We start from the raw sequence: 14,529 nt of genomic DNA, 5'->3' as shown, positions 1-14,529 counted from the left end.
CGATTTTAAGTTCCACGAATAATGCGCACCGGATCAATGTGCTTGGCCTTTACGGAAGGCAGCCAACCTGCAATAAAGGTAGAGAGCAGTGCAAAAGTGAGTCCCACCACATAGTAGCTGATATCAAAACTTATAGGATAGGTCTTTATGGTGGGAAGGGCGGCCGTCTCAAAAGCTACATTGTCTATGATATGCGATAGGCCGAAGCCAAGGAGGAGACCGAGAACACCTCCTACCACTCCAATGATCATGGCCTGGCTCATAAAAATGAGCTGTACATCGCGCCCCGAAAACCCCGTGGCTTTCAGAATGGCGATATCCTTCATTTTTTCGTAGATGAGCATGTTCAAGATGTTGTAAATTCCGAAGCCGGCCACGATCAACAAAGTAATGGATACGGCATAGGTAATCAGGTTTCTAATGTTGGATCCGGTCTCGAACTGGGCATTGGCCTCATTGATATCCGTAGCCTTTATATCAAACTGTTTTTGCAGCCGTTTTGCCATGGCCGGTGCCCCTTCAATGTTAAACAGTCTAATATTGATATCGGTAATATAGTTCTGTGCCTCGCCTAGAATCCGCTGTACGGTCTTAAGGTTGGCAAAACTCTGAATGTTGTCTACATCGGCCACCCCGCTTTGGTAAAAACCTACTATTTTCAAGGGAAAAATATCGCCCGATACGGTACTTATCTGTACCCTATCCCCCACCGACAACGACATTTTTTCGGCAAGGCCCGAACCTAGCAATATGCCATTTTCAGTATTCTTGAGGGCTTGAGGGCTTCCTTGAATGATGTAATCGCCCATATTGGAGAGCCGTGTCTCCTCCATAATATCGATACCCACTAGGTTACCGCTCAATTCTATGGAACCCGACAAATAAAAGATCTGCGCCCTGAGCTGGGGCGTGGCCCCTTTTACCTCCTTATCCTTTTTTAGATAGCTTAAAATGGGCAGGGCGTTATGAATTTTCTTCTGACTTCGCCTAGGTTTAATCGAATGCACGATGTTTACCGAATTTTGAAATTCGTCATAAAGCGATATGGGCTGGGATTCGCTCGGTTCGATCTCGTTGTACAAATGAATATGCGGCGTTTGGTTCAATATGAGTCCATCTAACATAACGTTCAGTCCGGTCATAAAGCTGATCAAGGTAATATAGGCGCCAATACCGAACGTAATCCCGAGGGCCGCCGTAGCCGTAGACTTTACCTTGGTTACCAAATGTGTTTTGGCAATGTTCAATATAACGCTCCAATTGGTCATTGTTCCGGTTTTAACAGCTCGGTAGTTTCGCCGATTCCCTCAACAATCTCTACCCGTTCTAAATTTTGCAGTCCCGTAACCACCTCTACCATACCGTTAGTGGTACGTACGCTGTTGCCATTTATAAGATAGGCTTTGGGAATGGTCAATGCCTCTTTCTTTTGGGCGATGATAATATTGCCCTCACCTGCCAATCCCGGATACAGGATTTTTGGCGGGTCGTCAAAACTGGCCTCTACCGTAAAGGTCTGTGAGCGCTCATCCTTACGTGGATAGATTTTGTCTACCGTGGCAACGAACACCTCCGAAGGGTATGCATCTAAGGTAACCAAGGTCTTTTGGCCCAAACCGAGTTTTACGATATCCACTTCGTCTACCAGCATTTTGATGATAAAAACCGAATCGCTTCCTACTGCCGCTATGGGCTCCATAGTGCTTACGATTTCACCGGGTTCTTTCATCAGTTCATAGACCTTGCCGTTAATCTTGCTCGTTACCGTAAAGTCCTTTGTATTGATCTGTGCCGACTCATAGTTGTTACGAGCCTGACGTACTTGGGTCAACAGTTCGTTCTCGGTGCGCTCGTACTTACTTTTTAGAAGGTTGAGATTGTTTCGGGAAAGCTCATAGGCCAATTTACGGTTATCAAATTCAACCTTAGCCCCTATGTTTTGCGACCACAGGCGTTTCTGTCTATAGAAATTGATGGAATCGTTATGAAACGATAGGGCGGCCGCTTTTATTTCGTCTTCCAAGCCCTTGAGCACGGCTGCGCTACCGTTATAGTTTTCTTGGGCCAAACGTAACGAAAGCTTGGCATTTTCCGTATTCAGCTTGGGAGTATTATTGATGATCTGCAGCAAAGGGCTTCCCTTTTTGACACGATCGCCCTCTTCTACCAAATTGCGCTCTAAAATTCCGCCAACGGCCGAATACACCTTATAGAGGCTATCGGGCTGTACCGTAGCCGATGCATATACCGATTCGGTGAGTTCCGTTTTTTGGGGAAGGATTTTTTCCTGTTCGTCACCACACGATTGCAGTACCAATACCAAGACCCATATAAATATATAACGCATAGTTTATAAATTGCAGATATTCAAAGTAAAGCGAAATTCCATTCCAAGAACATGAGATAAGTCATACTATCGACAATTTCGTAAAAAAAAAGCCCCCTCTCACCCTCGGAAGGCGACCTGCCCATGGCACCTTTAACTTACTCCAATAAAATGACATAGATCAATCACGCTATATTTTATTTCACCTATTTTTGAAAAAAGAACGTATATGGCCGTTGAGAACTTGGGTATTGAGGGACTGACCGACGAGCAGATAAACCGGTCAAGAAAAACACACGGGGCCAATTCATTTACCTATAAGGAAAAAAACGGTTTTTTAGATGCCCTAAAAGGTCTTCTAAAAGAACCTATGATCCTTTTGCTCTTGGTGGCCTCTTCCATATATTTTATCAGCGGCAATTTTGGCGACGGCATCTTTATGGTCACCGCCATTGTATTGGTGGGTTCCATTTCGCTTTATCAAGATTCGAGAAGCCGGAAGGCCTTGGAAAAATTAAAGAACCTAACCGAACCCAACTGCCAGGTCATCCGTAACGGCAAGGTCGTAGAGATCCCCAGTGAGGAGCTGGTCGTTGGCGACAGCCTGATCGTAGAGGAAGGCACTATGGTTCCTGCGGATGGCACCATCGTTCATTCCAACGACTTCTCCGTAAACGAATCCATACTCACCGGAGAGTCGCTTTCGGTCTTTAAGGATGTATCCTCTACCGACAATACTATTTTTAGCGGCACCACCGTAGCCAGTGGCCTGGCCATTGCCGTCGTTACCGCTATAGGCAATCACACCCAACTCGGAAAAATCGGCAACAGCCTAAACACCATTGAAGACGAAAAAACGCCCTTAGAACTGCAAATCGCCAATTTTGTAAAGCAGATGGCCCTTTGGGGCGGCCTTACGTTTCTCTTGGTATGGGGCATTAATTACTTCAATTCACGTGACGTACTCGATAGTTTACTAAAGGCGCTGACACTTGCCATGAGTATTCTTCCCGAAGAGATTCCCGTCGCCTTTACCACCTTTATGGCCTTGGGAGCCTGGCGACTGATGAAATTGGGCGTTGTGGTAAAACAGATGAAAACGGTGGAAACCTTGGGTAGCGCCACCGTTATATGCACCGACAAAACCGGGACCCTCACCCAGAACAAAATGAGCTTGGCCCTATTGTTTTCCATTAGGGCCGCAAGGGTCGTCTCTCTCGAGGAAGGCTTAAATAACGAAGAAAAAGAACTAATTACCATAGCCATGTGGGCCAGTGAGCCCATACCTTTTGACCCCATGGAAATCGCTTTGCACCAAGCCTATGCAAAGCATACGGAGGTGGACGAAAGGCCCAATTACCACATGATCCACGAATATCCGTTAAGCGGAAAGCCGCCCATGATGACGCATTTGTTCGAAAATCGGGCCGGTCAACGGATCATTGCCGCCAAGGGCGCACCGGAAGCCCTGATACAAGGCTCGAACCTCAGCGACGAGGAAAAGCGATACATCTACTCTACCATAGAGAAACTGGGCAAACAAGGCTTTCGTTTATTGGGCGTAGGACAGGCCCTATTCGAAGGAAACGATTTTCCTCAATACCAACAGGACTTTAAATTCGAATTTAAGGGACTGGTGGCCTTTTACGATCCGCCAAAGGAAAACATCCCCCAGGTGCTCAAAGATTTCAATACGGCCGGAATAAACGTAAAACTGGTAACCGGAGACAATGCCGCTACGGCCATAGCTATTGCCAAGGAAATCGATTTTATTGGCTACGACAAATGTATGTCGGGTGACGAATTGATGCAGTTGACCGATGCGGAATTACAGGAGAGGGTAACGGACACCCATGTGTTCAGCCGAATGTTTCCAGAAGCCAAGCTTAGAATTATCAATGCCCTAAAAGTGAACAAGGAAGTCGTGGCCATGACAGGTGACGGGGTCAACGACGGCCCGGCGCTCAAGGCGGCACACATCGGCATTGCCATGGGAAAAAAGGGCACGGAAATCGCCAAGCAGGCGGCCTCATTGATTTTGGTCGACGACGACCTCTCTAAAATGGTAGATGCCATTGCCATGGGACGAAAGATCTATACCAACCTCAAAAAAGCGATCCAGTATATTATCTCCATCCATATTCCCATCATATTAACGGTATTTATCCCCTTGGCCCTACGGTGGAGCTTCCCTTCCATATTTTCACCATCGCATGTTATTTTGCTGGAACTCATCATGGGCCCCACCTGCTCCATTATTTACGAGAACGAGCCTATGGAAAAAAATACCATGAACCAAAGACCCCGGCCGTTTACGACCACATTTTTCAATTTCAACGAATTGATTACAAGTATCGTACAAGGTCTGATCATCACCTTGGCTTCACTATCGGTTTACCAATATGCCGTAGCGCAAAGCTTTGATGAAGACACTACCCGTACCATGGTTTTTATGGTGTTGATCGTGGCCAATATCTTTTTGACCTTGGTGAACCGATCTTTCTATTACTCGCTATGGACGACCTTGAGGTATAAGAACAATCTAGTTGGCCTGATTATTGGCATAACGGCCGCCTTGGCCGCTAGCCTGCTCTTTGTCTCCCCCTTGACCACCTTCTTTGAATTCAGCACCTTGAACGTAGACCAATTGTCGGTCTGCCTATTGGCCGGTAGTATTTCGGTGCTCTGGTACGAGGTGGTAAAATGGGGCAAACGCCTAGGGCTAAGAAAAACTAATATGTTGGAAAAAGGCATGAAGGCGCCCTAGGGAAGAACCTAAAGTTTTTCGCCATAGGCCAGATCACCAGCATCCCCTATGCCAGGTATAATATAGCCCCTGGCATTCAGTTCGGGGTCAATGGCAGAAATCCATAGATGGGTGTTTTCTGGAAATACCTTTTGAACGTGGGCCACACCCTCTTGTGCCCCTATGACCGAAACAATGTGTATCTGTGCCGGCGTGCCTTGGTTTTTCAGTACTTTCAAGACATTCTCCAATGTTTTCCCGGTAGCCAACATCGGGTCTGTCAACACCAATATCTTAGCTTCTAAGGAAGGTGCCGCAAAATAGTTGACAACGACCTCAAAGGCATCTTCGTCTCCCCTATGGTGGCGATAGGCCGAAATAAAAGCATTTTCCGCCCCGTCAAAATAATTTAACAATCCCTGGTGCAAGGGAAGTCCGGCCCGTAAAATGGAACACAAAACCACCTTGTCCGTGGGTAGGTCCATTTCCTTGCTTCCTAATGGTGTGTGTACCTGACTGCTCTCGTACCGAAACGATTTGCTCATTTCATAACCTAGCACTTCCCCGATACGCTCAATATTCCGCCTGAACCGCATAGCATCCTTTTGGATAGCAACATCCCTAATTTCAGCAATGAATTTGTTCATCAGCGAATTGTTTTCGCCAAGGTTATGAATCGTCATAATTATCGTTTGATTTGAGTTATGAATATGTTTGATTACAAAGGTATCGGACTTTTTGAATTTGTTCAAAAGGTACACTTAAATCGGATATTCGAAAAAGTTTACCATAAAAAAAGGATGTTGCCAATAACAACACCCCTTTTCCAACCATCTAAAATATTTGATGCGGAACCACCTATTTTACTTTATCGATTTTCCTGCTCCATCCTTGAAGCTTATTTATCACCATAGAACGCAATGCTCCACATACCGCGTACCTGACCAACATCATAGCCGACCGCCTTATCGTTCGGGTACAATTTCTTCAGTGCCGCCATAGTCTCGGGCAGTACTTGCTCATTGGGTTTCCCGTGACATTGTAGACAAAGGGCATTGGTTACGATCGGTGCGTAAAAAGAGACTTCGTCGTTTTCAGTATGTACCACGGGGCTTACTTCCCCTCCCGACGCCAAGGCTTCCTTGAAAGAGGATATGTATTCTAATTCTTGGGCATTGGCCTTGTTCTTGGGATTTCTGGGCCTATCGGAAACCCTTTGAATGACCGCATTTTTCATCAAAGACACACTGTCGGTAATTTTTATGGCCTCTAGGTTGCAGAAACCTATGGCCCCTACGGGCCCCTTTTCCTGAATCGCCTTCGTTAAGCTCTTCCCTAACTGCATTTGGGCTTCTTTTGCATATGACATCCCTATAGAGGCATACACTTTATCGGGGTCGGGGTAATCAAAACAATGGCATTCTTCCATCCCCATACCTTTTTTATGTGCCCTTTTAAAATAGTCATCAAAGCCGTCGGGCCGTTCCAATTCGTTATTATAGATATAATCGGCAATCTGTGCCACGGCCTCATCGCGGTTGGGCAGATAGGGCATGGGACCGAACCTTTTATGGGCGGCGGGAATTTTGGTTTCCGTTTCCGGATCGTTCACCCATTTGATCAAGGCTTCCGTAAACTCCTCTTTGCTAACGGTCGAATCGATATAATGTCTCTTAATCGCTTCCATAGGCGGTGCAATCCGATTCGCCATGGTCGCTTTGGGATCATGGCACATATAGCACTCCCTCTCCATGATGAGTTTTCCCGGATGTGGTTCCTTGGCCACAACGGTTTGGGTCTGCCCATTATCATCAACAGGCCCCGTTTTTGTTTTTTGACCGTCCCTACAACTTGCAAGGAAGAAAACCATTAGTAAATAAATAGAGTACTTTTTCATTCGGTTATTTTTTAGATAAAAGGCCTTGTCCCTTTCAGAATAGGTCAAAGGTTCGGGAAGCCCATCGGGACACCCTCCCCACTCCCTATAACGAGAATACCGGCAATACTAAGAGTTCGACTTCACGATCTGTACAATATCGTTTTTCTGTAGTACCCCCGACTGTCGCCAGACCTGTTTTCCGTTTTTGAACAATAGCATGGTGGGTACGCCACGAACATTATAGGTATTCGCCAAGGGTTGGTTTTTATCCACATCGATCTTTACGATCTTAATGGCATCCCCAAGTTCGTCTTTGACTTGTTTTAAAATAGGGGCCAACATTTTACAGGGCCCGCACCAGTCGGCATAAAAGTCTACCAATACAGGTGTATCCGATTCTACGATTTTACTGAAACTACTTTTCATTCCTGAAATTTTGATGGTTAAAATTACTGAAAATAGATCGTTGCAAAACTGACCAATATCATGGTTTTATAAATTCTTCTCGATTAGTTTTATACAGTGATTCAAAGCTGCCGCGATTCGATTAATTCTAAATATAAGATAATGATAAAAAATATACTGGTGCCCACTGACTTTTCAAACTACGCCTACAGCGCGCTTTTCTACGCTACCCGCTTGTTGGCCTCAAAGGAATGTACCTTTTACCTTCTGAACGTATACGATCAACTTACCCCCTTGGAGGGAGGCAAACCGGAGTTTTTGGTGGGAAAGAAACTGCTGGAACAATTAAAGATCACATCCAACGATAATCTTACGGCCCTTAAACACCGTATCAATCTAGACAATGAAAACCCCTTGCACCGGTTCGAGACCCTATCGAAAAAAGGAAATTTGGTAAAGACCATACACCAGATGCTCAATCCATACGACATAGATCTCATCGTTATGGGCAGTAAGGGCCATACCGGGGCCAAAGAAATTTTCTTGGGCAGCAACACCATACAAGTAGCCGACACCATAACCCAATGTCCTATTTTGACCGTTCCCAAACAAAGGGATTTCTCAAAACCTAAAGACCTTGCCTTTGTAACGGACTATAAAAGGGGATGTACCAAAAAAACGATTACCCCCCTCATTTTCATTACCGAGATCTTCGATGCAAAAATAAAGGTCATGCACATCAACGAAGAAGAAGAACTAAGCAAAGAACAACAATCACATAAAGAAATGCTCGAGCTATGCCTTAAGCACATTGACCACAGTTTCCATTGGGTACGGGCCTTTTCCGACAAAGCCGTGGCCATTGACGATTTCTTGAAGACCAAAGGCATTGATATGTTCGCCATGGTCTATTATAAACACAGTTTTTTTGAGCGCCTTATACACGAACCCGTGGTAAAGGATATAAGTAAGTATACCGATGTTCCTTTCCTTATCCTTCCTTATAAAGACTGACCGCCAAAAATAGGTAAACCACTAAAAATCAATTAGATTTATTCAACCCTTGAAAAAAGAACAGCATGTACAAAAGAATATTAGTGCCCACGGATTTTTCAAAAAATGCCCTCAATGCGGTGCGGTACGCCCTTGATCTCTATGCAAAATTGAACTGCGAGTTCTACTTTTTAAACGTTTTTAAACTAGAAAACTACACTACCGACAGCCTTATCATGGCAGAACCCGGTAGCGCGGAATACGAAGCGGCAAAGGCAAAATCTGAAGAAAACTTTGTGAGATTGTTGGATATGTTGGCACTGCACCATGACAATCCAAAGCATATCTACCATACTACCTCTACCTTTAATTTTTTGACGGAAGCCCTAAAACAAATGATTTCCGAAAAGGATATCGATTTGGTGGTCATGGGCACCAAGGGGGCCTCGTTAACCAAAGGGGTCATCTTCGGCAGTAACACGGTCAATACCATGGAAAGGATAACGGAATGTCCGGTATTGGCCATACCCCAAGACACCCATTTTTCAACACCCAAGGAAATTGTTTTTTCAACGGATTACAAGTCAGACTTTAAGCGCAAGGAACTGAGCTATCTCATAGAAATCGCCAAGATGCACGGGGCGGCCGTTCGTGTACTCCATGTTAGCAAAAAACAAATCTTGACCTCCGAACAAGAAAAAAACAAAGCCCTGTTAAGTCAAATATTCGAACAAATAGACCACAGTTTTCATACCCTTTCGGAGAAGAACGTGGCCAACGGTATTACAGCTTTTGTAGAAAGTAGGGAAAGCGATATAATCGCCTTTATCAACCATAAGCACTTTTTCTTTGCGAGTATATTTTCTAGACCCCTGGTCAAGGAAATAGGCTACGACGCTACCGTTCCCATCTTGGCCCTGCGCTAAAAAACACGAACAAGAGTTTAAAGGGTTTTTGGAGAAAATTACGGCAATCCTCCCTTTTTCACCTTAGGGCCAAGAACATGTACAATACGCATGGTCAACTTTATAAGCAAACCTGTATGGACGCACTTCTCGATTTTCTCAAAGCCCCTTTTGCCGCCAAGGTGATCAAGCCGTTGTTATGGATCATCTTTATCAGTATTGCCATGGGTCTTTTAAGGAAACCCCTCAAAAAAAGCATCGGTGATGCCACGATAAGGTACAAGGCCCTGAAGGGTGTTGAACTGGGGGGCTATTTTTTTATTTTTTTCTTGGTCTTGCTCTTGTTTACCGTAGAAAACATTGAAGATGCTACGCTAGAACCGACCCTAGCCCTTAAGATTACCGACTATAAGCTTCGGCATGCCACCAAACACCAGCTGTTCGAACGTATACAACAGTCGATATTCACCACCGAAGGCAAGGTCGTACTGGCCTCAACTACCCTACAACTATTGAAGGTTCCCAATATAAACGTCCAGGTCAAACCCCAAGTATAAAATAACCGTATCCATTTCAAAAAGCAATGAAGAACAAAACGGAATTCGATATTATAAAATCCTCTGGCGCAAAGGCAAAGTTTTCCATAGACAAGCTCAGAAACTCCCTCAAACATACGGGAGCCAATCACGAATTGGTAGAAAAAATCGTCGACCAAGTACGCGACGAACTCTATGAAGGCATATCTACCAATGAGATATACAATAGGGCCTTTGCCCTGCTAAAAAAACGAAAATCGGTTTTCGCCTCAAAGTACAAGCTAAAAAAGGCCATTTACGAATTAGGCCCTACCGGTTTTCCCTTTGAACGGCTTATAAGTGCCCTTTTGACCTATTCGGGATACCAGACCAAGGTAGGTATTGTTATGGACGGCCTTTGCGTTACCCATGAAATCGACGTGGTGGCCGAAAAAAACAATACGGTAACCGTTATTGAATGCAAGTTTCACGGTGAAGAAGGCCGCAATTGCAATGTAAAGATACCGCTCTATATACACTCGCGCTACAATGATGTCAAGGCCCATTGGAACAGCAAGACCAATGAGACGAAGACATTGGGCCAAGGCTGGGTCGTAACCAATACACGCTTCACCTTAGATGCCGTCAAATACGGAACCTGTGCCGATTTGTATTTATTGAGCTGGGACCACCCCTTTAACAATGGCCTCAAAGACCGTATCGATAGATTGGGACTCTATCCGATTACCGTTTCTACGATACTGAGCAGTAGCGAAAAGCAGTTTTTGCTGAGCAGGGACGTAGTGCTCTGTCGCGAACTATGGAAAAACAAGTTCTTATTGGATCATTTAGGGATATCGCTTACCAGAAAGAATAAAATACTGAACGAAATCGAACAACTCTGCAACCCTTAAACTATGAATAAAGTAAAAATTCACTTTTTGGGTGCCTCGGGCACCGTAACCGGATCGAAATTTTACCTGGAAACCCCTGAACTCAACGTTATGGTGGACTGCGGTATGTACCAAGGCCTGAAGGAATTGCGGCAATTGAACTGGGAACCCTTGCCCATAGATGCCTCAAAAATAGATGTGGTACTCTTGACACACGGACACCTAGACCATACGGGCTACCTTCCTAGATTGGTTATGGAAGGATTTAGGGGAAAGATAATTGCGACCCCACCTACCTTGGCCATAACCGAAATCATTCTTTTGGACAGTGCTAAAATTCACGAGGAAGAAGCCGAACGCGCCAATAAGGAAGGCTATAGCAAACACCACCCTGCCAAGCCCTTCTACTCGATCCGGGAAGCGGAACGGGCCATAAGCCTTTTTTCCTATGGGGAAAAAGACCAATGGATTTCCCTTTCCGAACACCTACGGTTGAGGTTCAAGTATAACGGGCACATTATAGGCGCTACCTTTATAGAGTTGGAAATTTTTGGAAAGCTGTTTGTCTTCTCGGGGGATATAGGCCGGGAACACGATATCTTGTTGGCCCCTCCCGAACATCCGAAATGGGCCGACTACCTATTTGTAGAAAGCACCTATGGCAACAAATTGCACCCACAGGAAGATGTTGAGGAAATTTTGGTCGACCTGGTCACCGAAACCATCAACCAAAGGGGCAACCTTATCATTCCGTCCTTTGCCGTAGAGCGCTTGCAATCGCTGATGTATGTTTTGTGGCAATTGTTCAAGAAAAACAGAATACCCAACATTCCTATTTTTATCGACAGCCCTATGGGCAATAATGTACTATCTGTTTTTGAACGGTTTCCCGAATGGCATAAACTCTCAAGCAAGGAGTACCAATCCATGTGCAAGCATTTCAATATTATAAGTTCGTATGCCGATACCTGGAAGACCATTGACGACCCTAGACCTAAAATCGTAATAGCGGGCAGCGGCATGGTTACCGGGGGGCGGGTACTCACCTATCTGAAACAACTCATGCGCCATTCCTCAACAACGGTCTTACTTGTAGGATATCAGGCAGAGGGTACTAGGGGAAGGCAGCTTTTAGAAGGCGCCTACGAATTGAAACTGTTCGGAAAGTATTATCCCGTAAAATCGAAAATACGCCACTTGGAAAGCCTGTCGGCTCACGCTGACCAAAAAGAACTGCTCCATTGGATGGAAGATATCAAGAACATTCCCGAAACGGTATTTCTTATTCATGGCGAACCCACGGCACTCGATGCTTTTCGGGTGAAGATCGGCGATGTTCACAACTGGCAGGTACACATTCCGAAATTGAACGAGACCAAAGAAATCATCGTTTAGCCCCCTAAATGACCTAGGTCATTGTACCAGCCTACCACCGCCCCTATATTCGCTTATATATGAAAGCTATGACAACAATAATCGAAACCTCTACATCGCGCTGGACACAGCTGAAAAAAGAAGGGGAACTCTTTAGGGAAATTCAGCAATGGAAATCGAGTCTTAGGTTTTTAGAAGATGAAATGGCCTTTATTGAACACCTATTGGATTCATACGTTTTTGAACCTGATACCCCCAGCCTGTTCGACCGCCTACAAAGCCATAAAAAGGGCTTACAAAATATCGAAGTCGCCGTGAAGAAAATTCAGGGGCAAATCTACCAGCATGAAAACGTGTTGGGCGGAATCTTGGAGTGTAACACGGCTGCCTTCGATATAGCTTTCTATAGACGGCATGAACGCCTACAGTTCGAGGTCGACTTCTGCACGACAAGTTTTGGGGGGGTAAAGACCCATATCTTCAACTATGCGGGTACGATACTAAAAAAGCGCAAACCTTAAAACGATTTAACGTATCTTAGTTTTGTTCAAGAACTGACAATTGTCATTTTTATCCACTCCTAGAACTTATACCTTGCGTTCGATTCTTTTAGTGGGATATGGGGCATCAAGTCTTATCATACGCTGGACAATTGAAGAAAAATACGTTTATGAAAAAACTCTCGATACTACTTTTAGTCCTTTTTGTCAGTTGTTCCTCGACCAGCTTGGTCGAAAATTGGAAAAACCCCGACATCGTTTTGTTCGATGCCCAAAAGGTGCTCATTGTGGGGATGACCCAAAATGAAAACGCAAGGGAGCGTTTCGAGACCAAGCTTCAAAAAGAATTTGACAAGCGGAATGTGGAGGCCATGCGAAGCCTAGATGTCTTTGATGTTTCGTTTACCGACTCGAAAAAAACAGAAAAAGAACTTGATGACGTTGAGCAAAGCCTCTTGGACAAGGATTTCGATGCCATTCTATTTACCAAAGTTACAGGCTCCGAAAACCGCGAAAGTTTTCTACGTACCCTCGCAAAATTGGACAATTACAAAGGACGCTTCAATGATGATTACCTTAGGAACCAAGACATCTATTACGATGACGACTACTACGAAAAATTTGACGTCTATCACGCAGAAACCACCCTCTACTGTATTTGTGAAGGCAAAGACCGATCAATGATCTGGCGTGGCAGCATAGATGTTACCGACCCCAAGAACATTGAAAAAACCGTAGACGACTACATAAAACTTATTGTTCTCGCCATGGAAGAACAAGATTTGATCTTTAGAAAAGACAAATAGCGGTCTTAGGCCGTTTTCTATGCCTTCCCTTTGATCAAATGCTTGGGAAAATCCTCTATGCGCTCACAACAGATTTGCTCCATCACCTGTTGTAATTCGGTTTTAAGCAACGATATGGTGTGGTTACCCCCGTTATTGCCCAAAGCACCAACACCGTACATGAACGAGCGTCCCATAAAGGTAAACTTGGCCCCACTGGCCAATGCCCGGGCCACATCAGGACCGGAACGTATGCCGCTATCCATCATTACCGTAAGCTGGTCGCCGTATTTTTCAGCTATTCTAGACAATGGTTTTATGGTAGATTCACCGGCATCCAATTGTCTTCCCCCGTGATTGGAGACAATGACCCCATCGATACCTAAACGTAAGGCTTTTTCCACATCGGCTTCATTGGCTACCCCCTTTAAGACCAGCTTGCCTTTCCACATATCGCGAATGGGTTTGATCTTCTCTTCGTTCAATCGCCCCGAAAAGGTCTGATCCATAAATTTCCCCAATTGCCTTAAATCCAATCCTTTGGGCATATAGGGTTTTAGGGTTTCAAAATTTGGTTGTCCGTGAATAAGGGTCTTCATCGCCCATTCCGGTTTGCCCATAATTTGAAGTATATTTTTCAATGACATTTTGGGAGGCATGGCCAATCCGTTTCTAATGTCCCTTGGTCTAAAACCAAAGGTGGGCACGTCGCAGAGAATAACGAGAACCGGGCATTCCGCCACGGCAGCCCTTCTGATAATATCGTCCCGCAAGGAATTCTCCGTAGGGTGGTACAACTGAAACCAGGCTTGGCCTTCCGTAATCTCAGAAATGCGTTCAATACTACTGGTACTTACCGTACTCAACACAAAGGGAACCTTGTGTTCAAATGCCGCTTTCGCTAAAATTTCGGGGGCATTGGGCCACATCAATCCTTGCAGACCGACCGGTGCTATACCAAAAGGAGCGTCGTAGGTATGACCGAAAATTTCGGTTTTCATTACAGATTCGGTGTGCTTGCCGAGGTAATACGGCAAGAGTTCCACCTCACGGATTTCTGCGGTATTCTTAAGGAGATTGACATCTTCGTTGCATCCGCCATCCAAGTATTCAAAAGCGAATTTCGGCATCTTCTTCATCGCCCTATTTCGTAAGTCGCTTATGGAAGGATAACGCGTATCGAAGCCTTTTGCAGTTTTTTTTCCCAT

General features: G+C 44.9%; 14 protein-coding genes. 8 read left to right on the top strand and 6 right to left on the bottom strand.

All coding sequences use genetic code 11. The annotated features are described in order from the left end of the window. Nucleotides 1-5 precede the first annotated feature (5 nt). Both BW980_RS06005 and BW980_RS06000 read right to left on the bottom strand, forming a co-directional pair. Entirely contained in the window at nt 6-1,268 is a 1,263-nt protein-coding gene (locus BW980_RS06005; protein ID WP_076454043.1) for an ABC transporter permease, read from the bottom strand. Then, nucleotides 1,265-2,347 carry an efflux RND transporter periplasmic adaptor subunit gene (locus BW980_RS06000; protein ID WP_076454042.1) on the bottom strand — a complete coding sequence of 361 codons (1,083 nt, stop codon included), beginning with the start codon at nt 2,345-2,347 and terminating at the stop codon, nt 1,265-1,267. The genes BW980_RS06005 and BW980_RS06000 overlap by 4 nt, the downstream gene beginning before the upstream one ends. A gap of 208 nt (nt 2,348-2,555) precedes the next feature. Between BW980_RS06000 and BW980_RS05995 the strand changes: the two genes are divergently transcribed. After that, nucleotides 2,556-5,093: a cation-translocating P-type ATPase gene (locus BW980_RS05995; RefSeq protein WP_076454041.1), complete on the top strand. Its 2,538-nt coding sequence runs from the start codon at nt 2,556-2,558 to the stop codon at nt 5,091-5,093. Nucleotides 5,094-5,101: 8 nt separating this feature from the next. Here BW980_RS05995 and upp read toward each other — a convergent pair whose 3' ends face one another. The 3 genes from upp to trxA all read right to left on the bottom strand — a co-directional run bounded on the left by upp (nt 5,102) and on the right by trxA (nt 7,377). After that, nucleotides 5,102-5,755, bottom strand: coding sequence for a uracil phosphoribosyltransferase (upp, locus tag BW980_RS05990; RefSeq protein WP_076454696.1), 654 nt, complete (start codon nt 5,753-5,755; stop codon nt 5,102-5,104). A 215-nt stretch (nt 5,756-5,970) separates the two neighbouring features. Continuing rightward, on the bottom strand, nt 5,971-6,969 hold the full coding sequence (locus tag BW980_RS05985; RefSeq protein WP_076454040.1) for a Tll0287-like domain-containing protein: 999 nt from the start codon (nt 6,967-6,969) through the stop codon (nt 5,971-5,973). Nucleotides 6,970-7,077: 108 nt separating this feature from the next. Next, nucleotides 7,078-7,377, bottom strand: a complete 300-nt coding sequence (gene trxA, locus BW980_RS05980; RefSeq protein WP_013994813.1) for a thioredoxin — start codon at nt 7,375-7,377, stop codon at nt 7,078-7,080. A gap of 141 nt (nt 7,378-7,518) precedes the next feature. On the opposite strand from trxA, the gene BW980_RS05975 reads away from it, so the two are divergent. The 7 genes from BW980_RS05975 (at nt 7,519) to BW980_RS05945 (ending at nt 13,342) form a co-directional block, all read left to right on the top strand. Further along, nucleotides 7,519-8,370 carry a universal stress protein gene (locus tag BW980_RS05975; protein WP_076454039.1) on the top strand — a complete coding sequence of 284 codons (852 nt, stop codon included), beginning with the start codon at nt 7,519-7,521 and terminating at the stop codon, nt 8,368-8,370. Nucleotides 8,371-8,435: 65 nt separating this feature from the next. Beyond that, nucleotides 8,436-9,275: a universal stress protein gene (locus tag BW980_RS05970; RefSeq protein ID WP_076454038.1), complete on the top strand. Its 840-nt coding sequence runs from the start codon at nt 8,436-8,438 to the stop codon at nt 9,273-9,275. 116 nt (nt 9,276-9,391) lie between these two features. Further along, entirely contained in the window at nt 9,392-9,811 is a 420-nt protein-coding gene (locus tag BW980_RS05965; protein ID WP_083690423.1) for a hypothetical protein, read from the top strand. 26 nt (nt 9,812-9,837) lie between these two features. Beyond that, complete coding sequence (locus BW980_RS05960; protein ID WP_076454036.1) at nt 9,838-10,683, top strand: ATP cone domain-containing protein; 846 nt, start codon at nt 9,838-9,840, stop codon at nt 10,681-10,683. Between the two features lie 3 nt (nt 10,684-10,686). Then, entirely contained in the window at nt 10,687-12,057 is a 1,371-nt protein-coding gene (locus tag BW980_RS05955; protein WP_076454035.1) for an MBL fold metallo-hydrolase RNA specificity domain-containing protein, read from the top strand. A 68-nt stretch (nt 12,058-12,125) separates the two neighbouring features. Next, entirely contained in the window at nt 12,126-12,557 is a 432-nt protein-coding gene (locus tag BW980_RS05950) for a hypothetical protein (protein WP_076454694.1), read from the top strand. Nucleotides 12,558-12,706: 149 nt separating this feature from the next. Continuing rightward, nucleotides 12,707-13,342, top strand: a complete 636-nt coding sequence (locus BW980_RS05945; protein ID WP_076454692.1) for a hypothetical protein — start codon at nt 12,707-12,709, stop codon at nt 13,340-13,342. A 17-nt stretch (nt 13,343-13,359) separates the two neighbouring features. Here BW980_RS05945 and BW980_RS05940 read toward each other — a convergent pair whose 3' ends face one another. Beyond that, nucleotides 13,360-14,529, bottom strand: coding sequence for an alpha-hydroxy acid oxidase (locus tag BW980_RS05940; RefSeq protein WP_076454034.1), 1,170 nt, complete (start codon nt 14,527-14,529; stop codon nt 13,360-13,362).

The organism is Zobellia uliginosa, assembly GCF_900156625.1.
In the GTDB taxonomy this organism is placed as follows: domain Bacteria; phylum Bacteroidota; class Bacteroidia; order Flavobacteriales; family Flavobacteriaceae; genus Zobellia; species Zobellia uliginosa.
This window is presented reverse-complemented; position numbering and strand designations above follow the sequence as displayed.